Raw genomic sequence first — 21,416 nt, 5'->3', positions numbered from 1 at the left:
CTGCTTCGGCAACTGGCACGGAGCTTGAATCCTGTTGGGCACTCTCCGGGCTTTTTGGGATCGGTGAAGGTGTGCAAACGCGGGGGACCGCAACAGCAAAGGGTGAAACCTTATGAAAATCGTGATGGCAATCATCAAGCCGTTCAAGCTCGACGAGGTGCGCGAAGCGCTCACCGCCGTCGGCATCCAGGGCCTGACCGTCACCGAAGTCAAAGGCTACGGGCGTCAGAAGGGACACACGGAAATCTATCGCGGGGCGGAATACGCGGTCAGTTTCCTGCCGAAAATCAAGATCGAAGTCGCGGTTAGCACAGACCTGGTCGACAAGGCCGTCGAAGCCATCACGGCGGCGGCCAAGACCGGCCAGATCGGCGACGGCAAGATCTTCGTCTTCGGCATCGATCAGGCGGTGCGCATCCGTACCGGCGAAACAGACACCGACGCACTTTGAGCGGCGAACACGTATTCCAATGGAGAGTTCAATGAATATACCTTCCACCTTGAAGTCAGTGGCGCGCTCCGCGCTGCTGGGCTCCTTAGCGCTCGGAGCATTGGGCACGGTTGCTGCCTTCGCGCAGGAGGCGGCTCCCGCCGTCGCGGCGGCAGCGCCAGCAGCGCCGGCTTTTACCGTCGACAAGGGCGACACCACGTGGATGATGATTTCCACCGTGCTGGTGCTGTTGATGACCATTCCCGGCCTTGCGCTTTTCTACGGCGGCCTGGTTCGTACCAAGAACATGCTGTCGGTGCTGATGCAGGTCTTCACCATCACCAGCGTGGTCATGATCATCTGGGTCTTCTACGGCTACAGCCTCGCCTTCACCCCGGGCAACGCCTTCGTCGGCGGCCTTTCGAAGATGTTTCTCTCCGGCGTCAACGTATCGACGCTTTCGGAAACCTTCAGCAAGGGCGTCGCCATTCCTGAACTGGTGTTCGTCGTCTTCCAGATGACCTTCGCCTGCATCACGCCCGCCCTGATCGTCGGCGCATTCGCCGAACGCGTCAAATTCTCCGCGTTGATCCTTTTCGTTATCCTATGGGTGACGTTAATCTACTTCCCGATCGCGCACATGGTCTGGTTCTGGGGCGGCCCGAGCGCCTATGCCGACCCGTCCGGCCTGATCTTCAGCTTCGGCGCCATCGACTTCGCCGGCGGCACGGTCGTTCACATCAATGCGGGCATTGCCGGTCTCGTCGGCGCGCTGATGATCGGCAAGCGCATCGGCTACAAGAAGGACATCATGGCGCCGCACTCGATGACGCTGACCATGGTCGGCGCTTCATTGCTGTGGGTCGGCTGGTTCGGCTTCAACGCCGGTTCGAACCTCGAAGCGAACGCCTATGCGGTGCTGGCCATGATCAACACCTTCGTCGCCACGGCGGCGGCGGCGGTGGCCTGGATCGTGCTTGAATCGCTGCTGCGCGGCAAAGCCTCCATGCTCGGCGCTGTTTCGGGCGCCGTCACCGGCCTCGTCGCGATTACGCCGGCTGCAGGTTTTGCCGGCCCGATGGGCGCTATCGTGCTTGGCATCGTCGCCACCTTCGTCTGCTACTTCTTCGTCTCGGTGGTGAAGAACACATTCGACTATGATGACAGCCTCGATGTCTTCGGCGTCCACTGCGTCGGTGGCATCATCGGTGCGCTCGGCACTGGCATTCTGGTCAATCCCGCCCTCGGCGGCGCCGGCATCGTCGACTATTCGACGGCCGACTTCGCCGCCGGCTATGCCGGCACGGCCACGCAGCTCCTGGCGCAGGGCAAAGGCGTCCTGGTAACCCTGCTGTGGTCGGGCATCGGCAGCGCCATCCTCTACAAGGTTGTCGACTTGATCATCGGTCTGCGTCCGACAGCCGACGCCGAGCGCGAAGGCCTCGACCTGACTTCGCATGGCGAAGCGGCCTACCACTCGTAAGCACCGCGGGGCGGCTTCGGCCGCCCCGCATTCTCCCATCCCGTCGTGACGCTCCCGAAAGGAGTTCACGCTTTGAGGCCCGGGTCATTCCGGGCCTCTCTTTTTTGGGCAACCGTGCTGGCAGGCCTCGATCCCCGCGCAATCACGTTCTAGTGATGGCCGCCGGCGGGGAGACGTCGACCGGATTGGTTCCGAACTGTTGAGGCTGCCTACAGTGGAGTGAGCAAGATCGTGGCTCCGGCTGCCGTATAGTTAATGCGGCCTTAACCTTCCCCCCGATAGTCTGACATCCGAATCTGCCGGAGTGCGTCATGCGCCCGGCCAGTCCATGACAGACGGGGAACGAAGCATGCGTTCAGGGGCTTCAGCACCGCTCGCGCTGACCGATACGGGGTACGGCATCCAGGCATTCGCGCGGCGCCAGGTCGGGCGGCTGGTCGGCGCCGGCCTGTTTGCGCTGGTCGCCTTTGGCGTCGCGGCGCTGGCGACCTGGAACGTCGCCGATCCCAGCTTCTCGCACGCCACCGACAACATCGTCACCAACGCCATGGGCTATGCGGGCGCGGTATTCTCCGACCTCGCCATGCAGTTCTTCGGCCTTGCCGCGGTCGCCGCCCTGGTGCCGGCGGTGATCTGGGGCTTTCTCCTGTTTTCGGCGCGCGGTGTCGACAGGCTGCCGAAGCGCGGCCTTGCCTGGTTCGGCTTCGCGCTGCTCGCGGCGGCGATGGCCGGCTGCGTGGTGCCGCCCAAGACCTGGCCGTTGCCGACCGGCCTCGGCGGCGTGTTCGGCGACATGGTGCTCAATATTCCGGGCCTGGTCATTGGCGGCTACCCGACCGGCATCGTTGCCAGCATCATTGCCATGGTGCTCATTGCGCCGGCGCTGTGGCTGTTTGCCTATGGCTCGGCGCTGATTGCGCGCAAGAACGGCTTTGCCGTCATGGAGCGCACCGCGGAGCCCGATCCCCGAGAGGACGACCTGCTCTTCGACGAAGACGACGACGAGGGCGACGAAGGGATACTGGCGCTCGGCGCCGTTACCCACTGGTGGCTGTCTTTCCGCGCCTGGATGCATCGCGGGGCTGTGCGCCGCCAGCAGGAGCGCGACGAGTTCGAGCCGGAGATGGAGCAGCGCTCCACCGCATGGCGCCGCGCCGCCGAACGGGTCGAATCGGCGGAATTCGCCGAAGCGCGGATGAGCCCGGATGGCCGCGCCCGCGTCGAGCCGGAATTCTTCGCCGCCATGGTCAATGACCGCAGCGTTTCCGTCGATCCGGACGATGACGACGTCCTCGATGCCGGTTTCGACAATGGCGACGAGGAGGTCGAACTCGACGACGAGCCGGTCCCGCGCCGTGCCGCGCCGAACGCCAAGGTGCAAAACTTCCGGTCAGATGCGGCGACCCGCGTCGCCGCACCTGCGCCGCGTCCCGCTCCCGGCGCGCGCGTCCAGCGCGAGGCGCAGACCTCGCTGATCGGCTCGGAAACATTCGAAATGCCGTCGCTGCATTTCCTGTCGGAGCCGAAGAACGTGGTGCGCGACGCCAGCCTGTCCAAGGACGCGCTGGAGCAGAATGCGCGCCTGCTCGAAGGCGTTCTGGAGGATTTCGGCGTCAAGGGCGAGATTATCGCGGTACGGCCCGGCCCGGTGGTCACGCTCTATGAGTTGGAGCCGGCGCCCGGCATCAAATCGTCGCGCGTCATCGGCCTGTCCGACGACATCGCCCGCTCGATGAGCGCCATTGCCTGCCGCGTCGCCGTGGTGCCCGGCCGCAACGCCATCGGCATCGAATTGCCGAATGCCAAGCGCGAGACCGTCTATCTCCGGGAGATCCTGGCCAGCCGCGATTTCGAGACGACCAAGTCCAAGCTGGCGCTGGCGCTGGGCAAGACCATCAATGGCGAGGCGGTGATCGTCGACATCGCCAAGATGCCGCATGTGCTGGTCGCCGGCACCACCGGCTCCGGCAAGTCCGTCGCCATCAACACCATGATCCTGTCGCTGCTCTACAAGCTGACGCCGCAGGACTGCCGGCTGATCATGATCGACCCGAAGATGCTCGAACTTTCCGTCTATGACGGCATCCCGCACCTTCTGACGCCGGTGGTCACCGACCCGAAGAAGGCGGTGGTGGCGTTGAAATGGACCGTGCGCGAGATGGAGGACCGCTACCGCAAGATGTCCAAGGTCGGCGTGCGCAACATCGACGGCTTCAACGCGCGCGTGCAGTTGGCTGAAAAGAAGGGCGAAAAAATCTCGCGCACCGTGCAGACCGGCTTCGACCGCCAGACCGGCGAGGCGATCTACGAGACCGAGAACCTCGATCTCGAGCCGATGCCCTACATCGTCGTCATCATCGACGAGATGGCCGATTTGATGATGGTCGCCGGCAAGGACATCGAAGGCGCGGTGCAGCGCCTGGCACAGATGGCGCGCGCGGCCGGCATCCATGTCATCATGGCGACGCAGCGTCCGTCGGTCGACGTCATCACCGGCACCATCAAGGCCAATTTCCCGACCCGTATCTCCTTTCAGGTGACGTCGAAGATCGACAGCCGCACCATTCTGGGCGAGCAGGGCGCCGAGCAGCTGCTCGGCATGGGCGACATGCTGTACATGGCCGGGGGCGGCCGCATCCAGCGCGTGCACGGCCCCTTCGTCGCCGACGAGGAGGTCGAGAAGATCGTCGCCCATCTGAAGCTGCAGGGCGTGCCCGAATATCTCGACGCCATCACCGAGGATGACGGCGAGGACGATGACGAGCCGTCGGGCAAGGGCGGCGCTGGTGGTGGCGGCAACAGCAATTTCGAGGATTCCGACGATCCCTACGACCAGGCGGTCTCGGTCGTGCTGCGCGACGGCAAGGCGTCGACCAGCTATATCCAGCGCCGGCTCGGCATCGGCTACAACCGCGCCGCCTCGATCATCGAGAAGATGGAGAAGGAAGGCATTGTCGGCCCGGCCAACCATGCCGGCAAACGCGAAATCCTGGTGCCGACCGAGGACGACAAGTTCTGATCAGCCGATACGGCCCGGCGGCAACCTTGAACCTTTTGGCACGTTACAGCGACTGAGCGCTGTCCGGCCCGCCAAACTTAAGTCTAACTGGGGGTCCACGGACTGCAACGAGACACACACCACACGAGAGTGACCGGCATGAAAAACGATCTATCCGCGATCAGCGATTTCGCTCCAAACCGTCGCCAGTTGCTCGGCCTTGGCCTGATGCTTGCCGGCGCCGCGGCCATCAACGTCGTGCCGGGGTTCCAGCTCTTGGCCTCGGCGCAGGCGGCGGTGCCGCCGACGGCGCAAAAGATCGCCGACCATTTCTCCTCGGTCAAATCGATGAGCGGCGAGTTCGTCCAGTTCGGCCCCAACAACCAGCAGACCGGCGGCAAGTTCTTCCTTGAGCGGCCAGGCAAGATTCGCTTCAACTATGACGGCAAGTCGAATTTCCGGGTGATTTCCGACGGCAAGTCGGTGGTCATCCTCAACAAGCGGCTGAAAACGTCCGATCTCTATCCGTTGTCGAAGACGCCGCTGAAGCTGTTGCTCGACACCAAGATCGACCTCTCGGGCGGCCGCGTCAAATCGATCAAGGAAGAGAGCGACCTCACCACCATCCAGCTTGCCGACAAGTCGGTGTTCGGCAATTCGAAGATCACCATGATGTTCGATCCGAAATCCTATGATCTGCGCCAGTGGACCATCACCGACGCGCAGGGCAAGGACACCACGGTGATGATCTACAACACCAAGGAAGGCGTCAGCTTCCCTGCGGATACGTTCGCCATCGACTATACGGCGAACCGCGAGCTGAACACCAACCACCGCTAGATCCGGTGAGGCCGGGCTGCAAATGGCGATCTCCTGCGCTTCCGGTGCTCACGTGGTTTAAGTACGCTCCGCTCCGGTTCTCGGAGACCACCATTTTCGACTCGGCCTGACCTGAATCAGCGCCGCCGCCCGCAAAGGCTGGCTTGTGTTTGTGGCGCTCGGCTGGCAGTAGATCGGCGACCTTGTTCGGACCGCCGCATGCCCTTCTCCATCGCCACCTGGAACATCAACTCCGTGCGCCTGCGCATGCCGATCGTCGAGCGGCTGCTGACGGAGCAGGCGCCCGATGTGCTTTGCCTGCAGGAGACGAAGGTTCCCGACGAGCTGTTTCCGGAAAAGGCGTTCCGCAAGGCCGGCTACGAGCACATCGCATTCCATGGCCAGAAGGGCTATCACGGCGTTGCGACGGTGGCGCGGCGGCCGATCGAGATTGTCGAGAAACGGCGCTTCTGCGAGATCGATGACAGCCGGCACCTGTCGGTCAAGGTGCAGGCCGGCGGCAAGGCAATCCTGGTCCACAATTTCTACGTGCCGGCCGGCGGCGACGAGCCCGATCCGGAGATCAACCGCAAGTTCCGCCACAAGCTCGATTTCGTTGCCGAGATGAACGCCATCCGCGCCGCGCATGACGAGGCGTCCGCCTCGATCCTGGTCGGCGACCTCAACATCGCTCCGCAGGAGCACGATGTCTGGTCGCACAAGCAATTGCTCAACGTCGTCAGCCACACGCCGGTCGAGACGCAAAATTTCGACGCGATGCGGATCGCCGGCGACTGGGTCGACCTGATGCGGCTCGACGTGCCGCCAGAGCAGAAGCTCTACACCTGGTGGAGCTATCGCGCGCGGGACTGGGAAGCCTCGAACCGCGGCCGCCGGCTCGACCATGTCTGGTCGTCACCGAACCTGGTGCCGAGCTTTGCCGGCTATGAGATCCTGCGAGAGGCGCGTGGCTGGGAGCGGCCCTCGGACCATGTGCCGGTGATTGCGCGGTTCGACTTGGATTAGGAAATTGGGGATGGGCGCAGCCCGTGAATTCGTCATCCTAGGGCGGAGCGACGCGAAGCGGGGCGCAGACCCTTGGATGCATGCCCTGACGGTAAGGGTTGAAACGGTGAAGAATTCTGCTCCGCGGCATCCTTCGATCGAGATCACGGAATGGATTCTAGGTCTCCGCGACGTCGCTTCGCTCCTGCTTCGCCCTAGGATGACGAAGGTCAGGGGGCTTAGCGCCAATTTTGAACGGTCGATGTGGGGTTACAGTCGCCCGTGTCCTACCCGCCAAACCTTGGCGCCAGCTTCTCGATGCGGGCGATCATGGCCTGAAAATCATCGAGGATTCGCTGGTGCAGTTTCACCGCCACCTCGGGATATTCCTCCAGGATGCGGCGAAACATCTTGCGGCTCAACCTTATCACTTCCGAATCGGTCTCGGCTGAGGCGCTGGTCAGCCGTCTTGAGTCGGCGATCAGCGCCAGGTCGCTGAGGATCGTGCCGGGGCCGGCGGTGCCGATCGGGATGCGGTCGCCGTCATGCTCGCGGTAGAGCACGATGCGGCCACTGACCACGATATAGGCTGAGTCGGCTTCGTCATCCTCGCGGTACAGCTTGCGGTCGGCCTGCAGATGGGTGGCTTCGGCGCCGAAGGCGAGCAGGCGCAGCTGTTCCTGCGTGAAACCCTCAAAGAGCTTCACGGCGGACAGGATGCGGATGTCGTCATCCAGCGCCATCTCTAGCTGCGTCCCCGAACGGTCAGTCCAATCCCTCCCTTAGAGCGCCGCGTGTCCAATTGGACGCGCAAAGGACGCTCTGACACTTCAATCTGCGCAGCGGGCCGATCCAGGCTCCCCCAGCCGGATCCTCCCCGAAACAGTCCCGCCCCGACCGCTTATTGAACAATGAAAAGTTTAAGGAACCAGCTTGTAGCCGCCGCTTTCTGTCACAAGAATTTCAGCATTGGAAGGATCGCGCTCGATCTTCTGGCGCAGCCGGTAGACGTGAGTTTCCAGCGTGTGCGTGGTGACGCCGGAATTGTAGCCCCACACTTCCTCAAGCAGGACGTCGCGCGTCACCACCTTCTGGTCGGCTCGATAGAGATATTTGATGATCGAGGCTTCCTTCTCGGTCAGCCGCACCTTGCCGCCGCGCTGGTCGATCAGAAGCTTCTGGCTGGGCTTGAACGTGTAGGGCCCGACCGAAAAGGTGGCGTCCTCGCTCTGCTCGTGCTGGCGCAGTTGTGCGCGTATGCGGGCGAGCAGCACGGCGAAGCGGAACGGCTTTGTGACATAGTCGTTGGCGCCGGCCTCGAGGCCCAGAATTGTGTCGGAATCGGTATCGTGGCCGGTCAGCATGATGATCGGCGCCTTGTAGCCGCCCTTGCGCAGGATCTTCACCGCCTCGCGGCCATCCATGTCCGGCAGCCCGACATCCATGATGAGCAGGTCGATGAGCCCGCCGCGCGCCGCGGCGACGCCTTTGGCGGCGGTCGCTTCCTGCAAGACGTCGAATTCTTCGTAAAGGGCCAGTTGCTCGACGAGGGTTCCGCGCAGGTCGTCATCGTCGTCAACGATCAGAATGGTACGTGATGTCATGGATCAATCCATTGTTTTGAAAAGAATTTTCAGTTGACCGCCCCCCATTTATGCGGAAGCTGACCGGCGCAACAGTCCGATCACAGTGATTTGTTCCGTGACACGATCATACAAGAAAAAACGCGATCGCAATGCAGCCGGCGCAATTTTGCCGAAAGGGCTGCGTGTGCTGGTGGTTCGGGCGAGGCCGGGCAACCCCAGCCAGGGGATATTGCAGGCCGGCAGCAAGGTGTTTGCCTGTGCGCTCGGACGCGGCGGCATCTCGGCCAATAAGCGCGAAGGCGACGGTGCGACGCCGCTTGGCGAGATGCGGATTTTGTCAGGATATTTTCGGGGCGATCATTTCGCGGCCGGCCGCAAAACCCGGCTGGCGATGGCGCCGATCGGCGCCGATCTCGGCTGGTGCGAGGTGCCGGACGACCGCAACTACAACCGGCCGGTGAAAATCCCTTATGGCGCCAGCCATGAGCGAATGCGGCGCGACGACCGCCTCTATGACGCCTGCCTGGTGCTCGACTGGAACATGGCGCCGCGCCGGCGCGGCCGCGGCAGCGCCATCTTCTTCCATCTGGCGCGCCCAGGCTTCACACCGACGCAAGGCTGCGTGGCGGTGACAGCGCGGACAATGGCGCGGCTGTTGCCGCTGGTGTCGGACCGGACGGTGGTGAGGGTGGTGAGGTAGGGAGTAGGGAGTAGGGAGTAGGGAGTAGGGAGTAGGGAGTAGGGAGTAGGGAGTAGGGAGTAGGGAGTAGGATGGTCTCGGCGTCGTTTCAATCCTTCACTACTCACTACTCACTACTCACTACTCACCATTGCCTAACGCCTTCTCGGCTTCTGCCACCCAGTGTCCAGCAATCCAAGCCGGCCGAGTTCCCGGTCCACGGCCCGCGTCACGTCCTTGCGCTGCGCGCCGACGTCCCGCAACTGGCGATCCGACAGATCCTCCACGTCCTGGCGCGGCAGGTTGATGGCGACTTTCGCCTGGCGAAGCCAGTCCGTTACGGCATGCAACCAGTTCGAGCGAGCTGCTGGCGAGTTCAAAACGAAGATGGACATGATGCGCTCCCGTGTTCCGCCGGATATCAAATCCGGCTTGATGGTGTTTCGATGGATGCATCATGCCGCATTGAAATCCATGAGAGAAACGAGTAGTTCTTTTCGGATCGTCAAGTTTTATTTGAGGATACGTTGATGTCCCGTCTGTTGCCCGGAACGCGCGCGCTGAGGACTCTGGAAGCCGCCGCCCGCCACCTCAATTTCACCCGCGCTGCCGACGAGCTCGGGCTGACGCCGGCGGCGGTCAGCCACCAGATCAAGGAAATCGAGGATCAGCTCGGGCTGGTGCTGTTCACGCGAACCAGTCGTACCATCCGGTTGACCGAGGCAGGTACGGTGCTGTTCGAGGCCTCGATCGATGCGCTGGACCTGCTCAACCGGGCGGTGTCGCGGGCGCGCAAGCTGACGCGCGGCACGGCATTGCTGAAGGTGACGCTCGACGCGCAGTTCGCGTCAAAATGGCTGATGCGGCGCGTCGAGGATTTTCGCAAACTTCAGCCCAGTATCGAGCTGAGGTTCGACATCGGCTATGAAGTGCGCGATTTCGAACTCGACGACGTCGATGTCGGCATCCGGTTCGGGGTCGGCAAGTATCCGGGGCTTCGCGCCCATCGCCTGTTCGACAACATCCTCATTCCGGTGTGCAGCCCGAGCCTGCTGACCTCCGGCCCGCCGCTGCGCGAACCGCGCGACCTCTTCAACCACACGCTTGCCCATATCGAATGGTCGCGCCAAGGCGTGACATGGCCGAACTGGCGCATGTGGATGGCGGCGGCCGGCATCAACGATTTCGACGACAGCCGGACTATCGTGTTTGGAACCTCTACCGATGCCGTGCAGGCGGCGCTCGACGGCAATGCCGTGGCGCTCGCCGAGTTCGCCATGGTGGCAAACGACCTTTCCCAGGGAAGGCTGGTGCAGCCCTTTGAACTCGGTCTGCGCGTGGGGCCGGAGTTCGGCTACTTCCTGGTCTATCCCGAGAGCACTGCCAACGATCCGCGCATCATCGCTTTCCGCGAATGGATCCTCGACGAAGTCGCCAGGACGCAGACCTGACGACTTCTGCAGGCCTCAGCCGGCGACCGGCGTCCCGAACCAGCCGATCACCGCGCCGATGATCAACAGCACGCCGAGCCAGTGGCCGCCGTCGATCAGGGTCAGGTCCCAGCCGAAATTCTCATAGCGATGGTTGGCCGTCAGCGTCGTGGCGACGAAACCCAGCCAGAGGACGAAGCCGAAGATCAGCCCTGCGACAAGGACCGGCTCGCCGCCGGTCATCGCGCCGACGACCAAGGCTAAGACCAGCGCCATGATCAGCTCGGCGATGAAGGAGATGATGAAGGGCAATATTGATTTCTTTGACGTTGACGGATCGATCCTGGCCGCCCTCATCCAAGGCTTGCTGAGGGCCGTGTACCAGACGGCGCCAAACAGCCACGCCGCGACGGCCGCGACAACCACCGCCAGCCAGTTCACCACTGAAAAATCCATAAAGTCCTCCCCTCAAGCATGCCGCCCAAAGCCTGACGGTTCTGGGATAACGACATGCGTATTCTTCAAAATGCGCGATGGAACGCCTGTTCGGCAATGCCGTCAAGCGAAGCGCCACACCGTGGTGCGCTTGACCAGGGCGTCCTCCAGCGCCTGCGTCACCGCCACTTCGTAGACGGCGAGCGGCTCCAGTCCCGCCTTCGGCATGTAGGAGCGGCCCGGATCGCCGACGAGGATGTCAGCGCCGCGCGCCTTCAGTGTCGAAAACCACGGCATCAGCGTGTCGGCGAAGGATTTGTCGTAGAAGACGTCGCCGGCCAGTACCACGTCCCAGCCGGCGTCGGTGCCGATGCAGTCCGTGCCGCAAAAGTCGATGGCAACGCCATTGGCCTTTGCGTTGAGGCGGACCGCCGTTTCGCAGAACGGGTCGATGTCGGCGGCGATCACGTGCGCCGCACCCGCCTTGCCGGCGGCGATGGCGACAAGGCCGGAGCCGGAGGCGAAGTCGAGCACGCGTTTGCCCCGCACATCCGACGGATTGTCCAGCACGTGACGGGCAAGGCCCTGACCGCCGGCCCAGGCAAAGGCCCAAAACGGCGGCGGCAGGCCGATTTCGATCAGCTCGTTCTCCGTGCGCTGCCAGAGGTCATGCGCTTCGTCGGCAAGATTGAGCACAATCTCCGGCACATGCGGCGGCGACATAAGCGCCGTGTTGTCGAGAATGAACTTTTTCGCGCTGTTCGGCATGAGGGCCGTCACGGAGCCGGCGTCAGGCCGCCCATGCGGCAGACTTCCTTCCATTCGGCCGGCGTCACCGGCTGTACGGAAAGCCGTCCAAGCCGCACCAGCGCCATCTCGGCGAGTTTCGGATTGGCCTTGACCTGTTCCAGCGTCGGCGGGTTCGGCACATCCTTGAAGGCTCGGATGTCGACGCATTCCCAGCGCGGATCGTCGGTGGTGCTGTCGGGGTGGGCAAGCCTGCAGACCTCGGCAATGCCGACGACGTTCAGCCCTTCATTGGAGTGATAGAAGAAGCCGAGATCGCCGATCTGCATCGCCTTCATGTTGTTGCGCGCTGCATAGTTGCGCACGCCGTCCCACTGCGTGCCGGCCTTGCCCTTGGCCTTCAGCGCCTCGAAGGAGAAGACCGAAGGTTCGGATTTGAACAGCCAGTAGTTCATGTCTTTGCTCCAACTACTATTTTTGCGCAATTCCGGACGGAAAACCGTTACACACTTTTCCTGGGATCGCTCTAGGCGCCGCCGGAACTAACTAGCCGCCGGCTTGTTGAAGGTCCAGTTCCACTGGCGGATTTCGACACTTTCGAACAGCCCGGCCTTGGCATAGGGGTCGGCAGCCGACAGCGCCTGCGCACCGGCCAGATCCGGCGCTTCGACGACGACGAGGCTGCCGTTGGGCTTGCCTTCGGCGTCGAGGAACGGGCCGGCAAAGGCCAGTTTGTTGTCGGCGTTCAGGCCTTCGAGAAAGGCGACGTGGACCGGCCGCGTGTCGACGCGCACCTGCAGGCTGCCGGGCTTGTCCTTGCAAATCAACGCAAACAGCATGCTTTCGAAACTCCGGGTTGGGATTGCGACTAAAGTTCGCCTTGAACTGCCGAAACCGCGTTTTTGCTTTTATGGTGCCTTCGGGTCAATGCCAAATGATCTGTCGCGATGGATCTCCGCCCCGCTCAAGGCCAAGGCATTGAAATGATGGATCCACATGAGTTTGATGAAAGTCACAGACGATATCGCTTCGCCCGAAAGAGCAGACACAGGCAACAGCGCTGCATTGCGAAAAAAGAGCGCCTGGCCTTTGCGATTGCTGCTTATAAAGACGCCACTGGATATTTCGTAAGTCAAAGATAATCAATTTTCGATATGATACGCTCCCAGCGGGTCAGTTGTGGGGATGGGCTGGTTCTTCCAGAACGCCTGAATAGAGGACGCAATGGAGAGCATCGCGGGGGACACGACAGTCAGGATCGACGACGCCACGCCTGCTTTCACGGTCAGCATGGAGACCGAGCGCGTTCTCGTCTCTGCAATTATTCCTTGCCTGAACGAAGAATTGACGATTGGCATTTGCATTCGCAAAGCCTTCGATGCCTTCTTGAGGCGCGGCGTCAAGGGGGAAGTCGTCGTCGGCGATAATGGCTCCACGGACAGGTCGGTGGAGATTGCGCAACAGTTGGGAGCGCGGGTCGTCCATCAGCCGGTAAAGGGCTATGGCGCGGCAATCAGCGCTGCAGTTGAAGCGGCCGAGGGCAAATATCTCATCATGGCCGATGCCGATGATTCCTACGACTGGAGCCAATTGGGCGATTTCATCGATGCGTTGGAATTGGGTGCGGACTTTGTCATGGGCAATCGGTTCGCCGGCGGTATCGAGCCGGGCGCCATGCCGCTACTGCATCGCTACCTGGGCAATCCCGTCCTGTCCACCATCGCTCGCTGGCTGCACAAATCTCCGATCCGCGACTTCCATTGCGGCATGCGCGGCTTCACTCGAGAGGCATTTCAGAAAATCGGCGCACGCTCGCCGGGAATGGAATTCGCCTCGGAAATGATCATCAATGCGCATCGCGCTGGGCTCACCATTCGTGAAGTGCCGATCAAGCTCTACCCCGACAAGCGAAACCGCGCCCCGCATCTGCGTTCCTTCCGCGACGGTTGGCGCCATTTGCGGCTCATTATTGCTCACGCGCCGGACACCATGTATCTCGTGCCTGGGCTGACCTTGCTGATCACTGGCATTGCCGGCCTTGCAGTTCTCGCTGCCGGACCTGTTCGCATCGGTGGATGGTACTTCGGAATTCACTTCGTCGCGCTCTCGGCTATGGCGACGTTGATTGGCCTTTCAGCGATCCTGTTCGGTATGCTGGCAAAGGTGGCAATCGCCATCTACCATCCGGTCTACAGCGGTCGAATTGTGTCATGGCTGACGCGCGGTCGCCCTTTGGAATGGCTGGTTTTTTCCGGTGGCGTACTCGCGGCAGCTGGCTTCGCGGCGGACGTGGCACTGGCGCTACATTGGATTTTTGTCGGTGGCCCCATGGAGCAATCAGTGCATCTGACCTTTGTGGTCACCACTATCTGCGTGGCCGGCATGTCCATGGTGCTATCTGGCTTCGTGCTCAAGTTGCTGCTTGATACATTGAGCGCCAGACATGAGTTCTAACCCTTCAGCAGCCTCGCGAGCGGAAATTCAAGCCGTAAGCCGCGCAGCCGAAAAGCCTTTTCTGTCGGTCGTCATGCCTGTCCATGACGGGGCGGCATGGATTGGAGCGACACTTGATTCACTTGCTGCGGAGCTGACTGGCGACCTGCAGATAATCATTATCGACAGCAGCCCGACGAACGCCACAGCTGCCATTGTCGAGCGATTCCTCTACCGGCCGGCGTTCCGGCTGCTTCGGCGAAAAGATCTCGGGCCTTGGCAGTCGAAGACCAACCTGGGCGTTGAGCTAGCCGCCGCCGATTATGTCTGCATACTCCACCAAGACGACCTGTGGTTGCCCGGGCGCATTGAGGCCGCTCGACGCTGGCTCGCGGACGCACCCGAAGCAGCGCTTCATTTAGCCCCGACTGCGATCGTTGACCGCCACGGCCGGCGAATGGGATGCTGGAACTGTCCCTTGCCAACTGAAAAGGTGCTCGAATCTGAATTCTTGCTGGAACGGCTTCTCGTACAGAATTTCGTGTCTGTGCCTGCTCCGATTTTTCGTCGGAGTGCTTGGCTGGCATGCGGGGGCATGGATGAGATGCTTTGGTATACGGCGGATTGGGATATGTGGGCGAAGCTCGCTGTTGCCGGATCTGTCGTTTATCACAAAGAGATAACCACAGCCTTCCGGGTTCATGGCGATTCGCTGACCGTAACCGGATCGCGCGATGCGAACGAATTCCGTTCGCAAATGCAGACTGTCCTAGAGCGCCATCTGTACCGGCTTTCGGCGCGCAGCCGACGCCAGATTGAATCTGCTGCTCGGGCATCGATCAGCGTCAATGTGTCGCTGGCGGCTGCGTCGGGCGGCGACTTGAAGGCCTTGGTTCGAGCGGCTCGCACCATGCTGTCGCTCGGGCCGACGGGATTAAGGCGCTACTTGCGCGATTCGCGATTGCTGGAGCGCGTCATGTGCCGGCTTCGCGCGAAACTGACAGGAGCGTTCTGAGGCAATGTTCAGCTCTGCCAGGATCGCCGACGACCAAGTGGACAAGAGCAACCATGCCGGAGCTCACGAAAGACCGCTTTTGGAACGTGGATGGCGGTACACTGTGGTGGGAGCGATATGCGCAATTGCGCACAATGCCATCATGATTGCGGTTGATCAGCTGGGTGGGCATTACCTGCTGGGCATCATGATTTCATTCCTGGCTGTGATGCCTACGGGATACGCTCTGCACAGCTGGTTCACCTTCGGCAAGCCACTTCGCTTGAAAGCGTTTGCGCGTTTTGCGGCAGGTGTGGCTGCGGCCTATCCGATCTCGGTAGCCATGATGGTGCTTCTCTGTTCATGCCTCGGCCTTGGCGTTGCGATTGCGTCTCCGATCGCCACAGTTGCGTTGCTCATCTGGAACGTTGTCGTTGCGCATTTTGCTATCTTGTCACGGTTCAATCTAAAGCCCGTCACCTTGCCGGCGACATCCTCTCGCTCAACCACGGGAAACGAGGAATGAGAATGTTGCCGCCAGGACAGATCATGCGCAGGGCTCTTGGCCGTCATTTCAAGCCGGTCGGAGACATCTACCGGCGTGTTTTCGTCAATCTCAATGTAATTGCGGATTTTCTCGATCGCGAATTGCCGAACGGCGCGAGGGTTTTGGATATCGGCGGCGGGGATGGAGCGCTCGTCGACCGGTTGCTTGATCGGCGCCCCGACCTAACGGTTACGATGTGCGATCTCGCACCTTCAATCGGTGCCTTTCTAAGCAACGCAAATCGGGCGAAGGTCGAACTTCTGCCCGCCACGGACCTTTCCAGCGTGCAGGGATCTTTTGATGTTGTGACGATTTCCGACGTCATTCATCATGTGCCGGTCGATGGGCGCGACGCATTCTTCAAATCGCTGGCCGACAGTTGCGAACGCTGGGCCTGCCGGAAGATCATCTTGAAGGACATCGAGCCTGGTGGAATACGCGCCACCTTGTCGCTTCTTGCGGACCGGCACATTACCGGAGACAAGCATGTCGTGCTATTTTCACGCTCGGACTTCACGGCCATGGCAAGACGGCATTTCCCCACAGCAAAAAGAGCATCGGCGTTACCGGACCGGCCGAATTATTGTGAACTGCTCAGCTGGTAGCAGATGGGTAGATCCTGGCGGGTCGCTAGAACGTTTCACCGTTTCACGGAAACGGCGAACCGCTCTATCTCTTTGTTTTTGCGCAATTCCCAAGGGAAAGCGCTACGCGCTTTTCCTGGGAAAACCGATCACACTTTCCTGGAATTGCTCTTGGCGATAAGCGCTGGTCAGCGACACGCTATTTGGTCGCGATGGTGCCGAGCATGCTGGCGATCCGGTGACTCTCCGGGCGATCGACCAGAAATTTGTCGATAAACTTCAACGGGAATGTCAGCGTCAGGATCGCGGCTTTCGCTACCATGTAGCGGGTTCGGTTCTCTCGACCGACAACGACGCCGATGTATTCGGACAGGATGTTGACGATCGCGCTTGTCGGCCCTTGATGCGTCTGGACCTCTACCCTTGCGAACCGCTGGAGAAGCTGCTCGATCCCGTCCTTTGTGAAGTTGCAGTAGTGGGCGGGATAGCCGTGATAGGGGAACAGGAAAGGGTTGATGCAGAGCAGCTTCCCACCCGGCTTCAGGACACGGAACACTTCATCGACGACCGCTACCGGATTGGGAACATGCTCGATCACGCTGTCCAGAATGACGACGTCGACGGAATCGCTCGCAAGCGGCGTGTGCTCGATATTCGCGACCAGATCGACGTTCGGGGTGGGGAACAGGTCAATGTTGAGAACATCGGGGCGGACGCGCCGTGCGCCGGAGCCGAACTCAACGATCATTGAGTCCTGAGGTATCGAGGCAAGAAACGAATTCAGCGTGTCGTGCGGTGAATATTCGCTGGTGATGACCTGCTTGAGCGAATTGTAGAGACGGGCGCGCGTACTGGTACCGGCATACGCCTCTTCATGGAAGCTCGCGTCGAAGCCCTCCCTCACCGGCGACTCGACAAAGAACGGAATGCCTTTGTGCACGGGATAGGGGGCAGGGCAAGATTCGCAGGTCAGGGCAACCGGGCTTGTGCCAAGCCTGGAATAGCAGACTGGGCAGACGAGGCCCGATGCCATCTTGGGTTGTAGCACGCGATGTCCTTTCAAGCCTCCGCATTGTCGCAGAAGGCTGGCTGCCGTGTTTGAACATAACCCTTCTTAACAAGCAAAAGGCTAACAGCGGCTAAAGTCCGCTGCGTATAGACAGGCTGGAGCGGAGCGCTGCAAGAATCCGAAGCGCGACGGCTTCAGTTCCGCACAGTCTCGGAAAATTAACCGTGGTGGAACCATGCTTCGCCAAGCGGAGCTGCCGGCCTCGAAGTTGTTGTCTGAGGATGAAGGGCGTTGCGCCCAGCGAGGCAGCACGCCTGGCGTTGGTCTGCCTGGGCACGATCGAGGGGGTTGTCTTGAATACGCAGGAGCCGGGACCAAACAAGCTGTTCGCTCTCGGGCAGCGCCCAACAACAACTTTTCTGCATATCCTGATCGCACTCAAGATCATCTTGCTGTTCGTTCTGGCTTGGAACATCCGCTTCGTCATGGATGAATTCGTCCAACTCGGATGGGCGAAATATTTCTCCAACGGCCTGTTCGATACGATCTGGCATCCCAAGGCGGTCGGCTATGCGGCTTTTTATGAGATTGCTCATCTGATCGGCTGGAATGCCACGTCGATTCTGCTTGCTGGCCGGATGCAGACTGCGTTGCTGGCCTGCGGGACGATCTCTTTGATCTACGCATGCGCTCGCGCTCTGGGCGAGGATCGCGTGCGCGCTTTGACGATCGTCCTCGTTCTCCTGTGCTTTTCGAATTTCATGGAGCGCATCTTTCGTACCATCGCCGAACCGCCGGCAGTGTTCTTCGCCGTGGCGGCGTTGCTGGTTGTCCTGCGCGCACCTGGGTTGAGGGCGAGGCAGCTTGTTGCCGCCGGCATGCTAAGTGGCCTTGCCTTCGTCATCACTCAGAAATCGGTCTACTTCAACGTTGCGCTCGGCATCGGCCTTGTTGCTGACGCAGCCTTGATGAGACGCTACGCAACAGGGGCGGTTCGCGGAGGGTGGCTCGTGCTTGGATGGGCCGTTCCGATAATCGTCTATTGCTTGATCTTCGGTGGAGGCGCCCCTGTTCTCGCGGCCAAAAACCTTATACTTGGCCCGGTCGAGATTGCGAGGCGTGGAGGCGGTGACTATGGGGGACTGAGGCAGTTCGTGTTACAGACACTGGCGCGGAACGCCCTTCTTTACGGGATCTGTTTCTCCGGTATGGCCCTGTCACTGATGCGGATCATGAAACTCGATGGTCGAAGGCGAATAGCGCTGATCTTTTCACTCGTCATCACGGTGCTGGTATTCACGCACGACCAGCCCTGGCCTTATGTCTTCATCATGGCGTTGCCGTTCGTTGCGCTCTGGTCGTTGGAGCTTCTCGACAGCACCGCAACCCACGCGCGCTACCGGGTTCCTGTCCTCGCGGTGCTGATCACAGCCATCGCCATGAGCTACGCGAGCAATGTCGTTTACCTACGCCTCAACAATCAGACCCAGCTTGAACTGGTCTCGCGCGCGGAATCTTTGCTCGCACCGGATGAGAAGTATTTCGACGGCATCGCCATGCTGCCCAATCGACAGGAGCCCTCCACACTCTGGCTCGACCAGCATTATGTCTTGAAAACATTGCAGGAAGGCAGGCAATCGGAAGCCTACAAAGTTCTCTCGGATTCCCCGCCCAAGATGGTCCTCTGGTCATATCGCATGGATTTGATCGATACCGTGATCGCGCCTCTCATCCGCGACAGCTACGTCCAGATCGCTCCCAACATCAGAATGGCTGGTCGTCGCCTCTATTCCGGTCGTCCGGTCGTTTTCAAGGTGCCTGTCGCCGGACGATACAGCCTGTACACGACCAGCGGGGAGCTTGCAGACGGCGAGGTCGAGATAAACGGCACCTCGCATTCTTCGCCCCTATCCTTGGAGGCAGGTACCAGCGACGTTGTCCTGCGCAACGGTCCAGCCGAGGCACTGCTGCTGCCGGAAGGTCACTATGAAAACCGCATCGTGCCTGGCGGGGACAATGCCGAGCTGTTCACGGGAGTTTACAATTAAATACCGCTTTCGGTCTTCAGCGGCCGGGTCATCAATGCCGTGACAGCCTGCCGAATGGTGATCGTGCCGTCCAGTATCGCCGACACCGCAGCGATGATAGGCGCGTCGATGTCGCGCTCGGTGGCGATGCGGGCGGCGATCGCCGCCGTCGGCACGCCTTCGGCGAGCGGCAGTCCGGACAAGGGCTTACCTTGCCCCAGCGCCAGCCCATAGGCGAAATTGCGCGACTGGGCCGAAGAGCAGGTGAGCAAAAGGTCGCCGAGGCCGGAAAGCCCCATCAGCGTCTCCGGCTTGGCGCCGAAGGACGCGCCGATGCGGCGCAGTTCGACGAAGCCGCGTGTCACCATGGCGGCCTGCGCGCTGGCGCCGAGCCCAGCGCCGGTGACGGCGCCAGCGGCAATGGCGAACACATTCTTCAAAGCACCGCCGATCTCGACGCCGATCAAATCGTCGCTGGAATAGCAGCGCAGATTCTGCGCCGAAAAGCGCGCGGCAAGCTCGGCCGCCAAGGCGTCGTCGCGTGCAGCAACCACGACAGCGGTCGGCAGACCCCTGGCGACGTCGGCGGCAAAGCTGGGACCGGACAGGGCCGAAACCGGAGTTTCGGGCAGAATCTCATCAACGATCGCCGACAGCAGCGCGCCGGTGTCGCGCTCAATGCCTTTGGCGCAGAGAACCAGCGGGATGCCTTTCGGCATATGGGGCTTTGCCGTCGTCAGCATGGCGCGCAGCGCCTGCGCCGGCGCCACGGCCAGCGCGCAATCGGCATCGGTCAGGGCCGTGCCGATATCGCTCGTCGCCGCAATGCCTGTTTCAATGGCGATGCCGGGGAGATAACGCGGGTTCTCGCCGCGGCGGATCGCGGAAACAGTCTCTTCGTCGCGGGCGTAGAGCTGGACATCGTGACCGGCGCGCAGCATGGCCAGCGCCAGCGCCGTGCCCCAGGCGCCGCCGCCAAGCACGGCAACGCGCCAGCCGGTCTTGTCCCTGCCGCTTGTGTTGCCGGCGCTCATGCTTTCGCTCCACGCCGGCCGGAGCCGACCATCGGCGCCGAAATGCTGTCCAGCGGCCAGCGCGAACGCGGCACGAAATCGAAGCCGTTCTCTTGCGACAGGCCTGCCCGCAACCGCTCGATCCCGGCCCAGGCGATCATCGCCGCATTGTCGGTGCAAAGCTTCAGCGGCGGCGCGACAAAGGCGAAGCCGGCCTCGGCGCACTGCTTCTGCAGCGTCGCCTTGATCGCTCTGTTGGCGGCGACGCCACCGGCAACGACCAGCGCCGGCTTGGCCCTGTCCGGAAATTCGTCACGGAAGCGGGCAAGCGCGCGGGCCACGCGGTCGCCCAGCGCATCGGCTACCGCCGCCTGGAACGAGGCGCAGATGTCGGCGACATCCTGCTCGCTCAGCGGCTGGATGGCGGTCGCCGCCTGGCGCACCGCGGTCTTGAGGCCGGAGAAGGAGAAATCGGGCTGCGCAGATCCTTTCATCGGCCGTGGAAAGGCAAATCGCGTCGCATCGCCCGAGATTGCCGCCTTTTCGACATTCGGGCCGCCGGGATAGGGCAGGCCGAGCATTTTGGCCGTCTTGTCGAAAGCTTCGCCGAGCGCGTCGTCGATGGTCGTCGCCCAGCGTTGGTAGTCGCCGACGTCGCGCACGGCGACGATCTGGGTGTGGCCGCCGGAAACCAGCAGCAGCAGATAGGGAAAGTCGAGCCCGTCGGTCAGCCTTGCGGTCAGTGCGTGGCCTTCCAGATGGTTGATGGCGATCAGCGGCTTGCCGGCGGCCGCTGCAATCGCCTTGGCCGTCATCAGGCCGACGATCAGCCCGCCGACCAGGCCGGGGCCGGCAGTAGCGGCAATGGCGTCGATGTCGGCCAGGGCTACGCCCGAATCCGCAAGAGCGGCCTCGACAATGCCGTCCAGCGCCTCGACATGGGCACGCGCGGCGATCTCCGGCACGACGCCGCCGAAGGCGGCGTGCTCCTCGATCTGGCTGAGCACGATGTTGGACGCAATCACCGGCACGGAATCGCCGTCCAGCGTCACCACGCTGGCGGCGGTCTCGTCGCAACTCGTCTCAATGCCCAGAACGCGGATCAATTCGTCGCTGTCTCCAGAGATTGTGTCGCCGGACTTTCCTAGTTAGTAGAGGCGGGCCTCGCTAGGGAGAGCGCCGGAAACGCAAAGCCAG

22 protein-coding genes are annotated in these 21,416 nt (G+C 61.6%); 12 read left to right on the top strand and 10 right to left on the bottom strand.

What is annotated here, in order from left to right; genetic code table 11:
- Positions 1-112 precede the first annotated feature (112 nt).
- The 5 genes from NKI10_RS18830 (at position 113) to xth (ending at position 6,756) form a co-directional block, all read left to right on the top strand.
- Positions 113-451: a P-II family nitrogen regulator gene (locus tag NKI10_RS18830; RefSeq protein WP_023670499.1), complete on the top strand. Its 339-nt coding sequence runs from the start codon at positions 113-115 to the stop codon at positions 449-451.
- 31 nt (positions 452-482) lie between these two features.
- Positions 483-1,913, top strand: a complete 1,431-nt coding sequence (locus NKI10_RS18825; RefSeq protein ID WP_023670498.1) for an ammonium transporter — start codon at positions 483-485, stop codon at positions 1,911-1,913.
- Positions 1,914-2,262: 349 nt separating this feature from the next.
- Positions 2,263-4,932, top strand: coding sequence for a DNA translocase FtsK (locus NKI10_RS18820; protein WP_352861395.1), 2,670 nt, complete (start codon positions 2,263-2,265; stop codon positions 4,930-4,932).
- 138 nt (positions 4,933-5,070) lie between these two features.
- On the top strand, positions 5,071-5,751 hold the full coding sequence (locus NKI10_RS18815) for an outer-membrane lipoprotein carrier protein LolA (RefSeq protein ID WP_023683897.1): 681 nt from the start codon (positions 5,071-5,073) through the stop codon (positions 5,749-5,751).
- Positions 5,752-5,949: 198 nt separating this feature from the next.
- The gene (xth, locus tag NKI10_RS18810) at positions 5,950-6,756 is read left to right on the top strand and encodes an exodeoxyribonuclease III (protein WP_023730229.1); all 807 of its coding nucleotides are present in this window, start codon (positions 5,950-5,952) and stop codon (positions 6,754-6,756) included.
- A 266-nt stretch (positions 6,757-7,022) separates the two neighbouring features.
- On the opposite strand, the gene NKI10_RS18805 is transcribed toward xth, so the two are convergent.
- Positions 7,023-7,478: a cyclic nucleotide-binding domain-containing protein gene (locus NKI10_RS18805; RefSeq protein ID WP_352861392.1), complete on the bottom strand. Its 456-nt coding sequence runs from the start codon at positions 7,476-7,478 to the stop codon at positions 7,023-7,025.
- 177 nt (positions 7,479-7,655) lie between these two features.
- Positions 7,656-8,339, bottom strand: coding sequence for a response regulator transcription factor (locus NKI10_RS18800; RefSeq protein WP_023670493.1), 684 nt, complete (start codon positions 8,337-8,339; stop codon positions 7,656-7,658).
- Positions 8,340-8,484: 145 nt separating this feature from the next.
- Between NKI10_RS18800 and NKI10_RS18795 the strand changes: the two genes are divergently transcribed.
- Positions 8,485-9,021 (top strand): L,D-transpeptidase family protein, encoded by a 537-nt coding sequence (locus NKI10_RS18795; RefSeq protein ID WP_196813612.1) that lies wholly within the window; start codon positions 8,485-8,487, stop codon positions 9,019-9,021.
- Positions 9,022-9,155: 134 nt separating this feature from the next.
- On the opposite strand, the gene NKI10_RS18790 is transcribed toward NKI10_RS18795, so the two are convergent.
- Entirely contained in the window at positions 9,156-9,395 is a 240-nt protein-coding gene (locus tag NKI10_RS18790) for a hypothetical protein (protein ID WP_023670491.1), read from the bottom strand.
- 135 nt (positions 9,396-9,530) lie between these two features.
- Between NKI10_RS18790 and gcvA the strand changes: the two genes are divergently transcribed.
- Complete coding sequence (gene gcvA / locus NKI10_RS18785) at positions 9,531-10,451, top strand: transcriptional regulator GcvA (protein ID WP_352861390.1); 921 nt, start codon at positions 9,531-9,533, stop codon at positions 10,449-10,451.
- A gap of 15 nt (positions 10,452-10,466) precedes the next feature.
- Here gcvA and NKI10_RS18780 read toward each other — a convergent pair whose 3' ends face one another.
- The 4 genes from NKI10_RS18780 to NKI10_RS18765 form a co-directional block, all read right to left on the bottom strand.
- On the bottom strand, positions 10,467-10,886 hold the full coding sequence (locus NKI10_RS18780) for a DUF1761 domain-containing protein (RefSeq protein ID WP_023737978.1): 420 nt from the start codon (positions 10,884-10,886) through the stop codon (positions 10,467-10,469).
- Between the two features lie 102 nt (positions 10,887-10,988).
- Positions 10,989-11,687, bottom strand: a complete 699-nt coding sequence (locus NKI10_RS18775) for a class I SAM-dependent methyltransferase (RefSeq protein ID WP_352861388.1) — start codon at positions 11,685-11,687, stop codon at positions 10,989-10,991.
- Positions 11,642-12,067 (bottom strand): EVE domain-containing protein, encoded by a 426-nt coding sequence (locus NKI10_RS18770; RefSeq protein WP_023737976.1) that lies wholly within the window; start codon positions 12,065-12,067, stop codon positions 11,642-11,644. The genes NKI10_RS18775 and NKI10_RS18770 overlap by 46 nt, the downstream gene beginning before the upstream one ends.
- An 87-nt stretch (positions 12,068-12,154) precedes the next feature.
- Positions 12,155-12,451, bottom strand: coding sequence for a YciI-like protein (locus tag NKI10_RS18765; protein WP_023670486.1), 297 nt, complete (start codon positions 12,449-12,451; stop codon positions 12,155-12,157).
- Between the two features lie 385 nt (positions 12,452-12,836).
- Here NKI10_RS18765 and NKI10_RS18760 point away from each other — a divergent pair, with 385 nt between their 5' ends.
- The 4 genes from NKI10_RS18760 to NKI10_RS18745 are packed head-to-tail and all read left to right on the top strand — an operon-like array spanning position 12,837 to position 16,191.
- Complete coding sequence (locus tag NKI10_RS18760) at positions 12,837-14,066, top strand: glycosyltransferase family 2 protein (RefSeq protein WP_023709450.1); 1,230 nt, start codon at positions 12,837-12,839, stop codon at positions 14,064-14,066.
- Entirely contained in the window at positions 14,056-15,060 is a 1,005-nt protein-coding gene (locus NKI10_RS18755) for a glycosyltransferase (RefSeq protein WP_245260377.1), read from the top strand. The genes NKI10_RS18760 and NKI10_RS18755 overlap by 11 nt, the downstream gene beginning before the upstream one ends.
- 4 nt (positions 15,061-15,064) lie before the next feature.
- Positions 15,065-15,565: a GtrA family protein gene (locus tag NKI10_RS18750; RefSeq protein ID WP_023737975.1), complete on the top strand. Its 501-nt coding sequence runs from the start codon at positions 15,065-15,067 to the stop codon at positions 15,563-15,565.
- A complete protein-coding gene (locus tag NKI10_RS18745; protein ID WP_023705009.1) occupies positions 15,562-16,191 on the top strand; it encodes a class I SAM-dependent methyltransferase in 630 nt (209 codons plus the stop codon). The genes NKI10_RS18750 and NKI10_RS18745 overlap by 4 nt, the downstream gene beginning before the upstream one ends.
- Before the next feature lie 178 nt (positions 16,192-16,369).
- Here the strand turns inward: NKI10_RS18745 and NKI10_RS18740 are convergent, their stop codons facing one another.
- A complete protein-coding gene (locus tag NKI10_RS18740) occupies positions 16,370-17,218 on the bottom strand; it encodes a class I SAM-dependent methyltransferase (protein WP_156931600.1) in 849 nt (282 codons plus the stop codon).
- Positions 17,219-17,460: 242 nt separating this feature from the next.
- On the opposite strand from NKI10_RS18740, the gene NKI10_RS18735 reads away from it, so the two are divergent.
- Complete coding sequence (locus NKI10_RS18735) at positions 17,461-19,227, top strand: DUF7056 domain-containing protein (RefSeq protein ID WP_352861385.1); 1,767 nt, start codon at positions 17,461-17,463, stop codon at positions 19,225-19,227.
- Here the strand turns inward: NKI10_RS18735 and NKI10_RS18730 are convergent.
- Positions 19,224-20,240, bottom strand: coding sequence for an NAD(P)H-dependent glycerol-3-phosphate dehydrogenase (locus NKI10_RS18730; protein ID WP_352861383.1), 1,017 nt, complete (start codon positions 20,238-20,240; stop codon positions 19,224-19,226). The genes NKI10_RS18735 and NKI10_RS18730 overlap by 4 nt on opposite strands.
- A complete protein-coding gene (tsaD, locus tag NKI10_RS18725) occupies positions 20,237-21,322 on the bottom strand; it encodes a tRNA (adenosine(37)-N6)-threonylcarbamoyltransferase complex transferase subunit TsaD (protein ID WP_352861475.1) in 1,086 nt (361 codons plus the stop codon). The genes NKI10_RS18730 and tsaD overlap by 4 nt, the downstream gene beginning before the upstream one ends.
- Between the last annotated feature and the right edge of the window lie 94 nt (positions 21,323-21,416).

The organism is Mesorhizobium sp. M0802 (assembly GCF_040320115.1).
Lineage (GTDB): Bacteria > Pseudomonadota > Alphaproteobacteria > Rhizobiales > Rhizobiaceae > Mesorhizobium.
The sequence above is the reverse complement of the archived record's forward strand: the minus strand, read 5'-3'. Positions and strand labels throughout refer to the sequence as shown.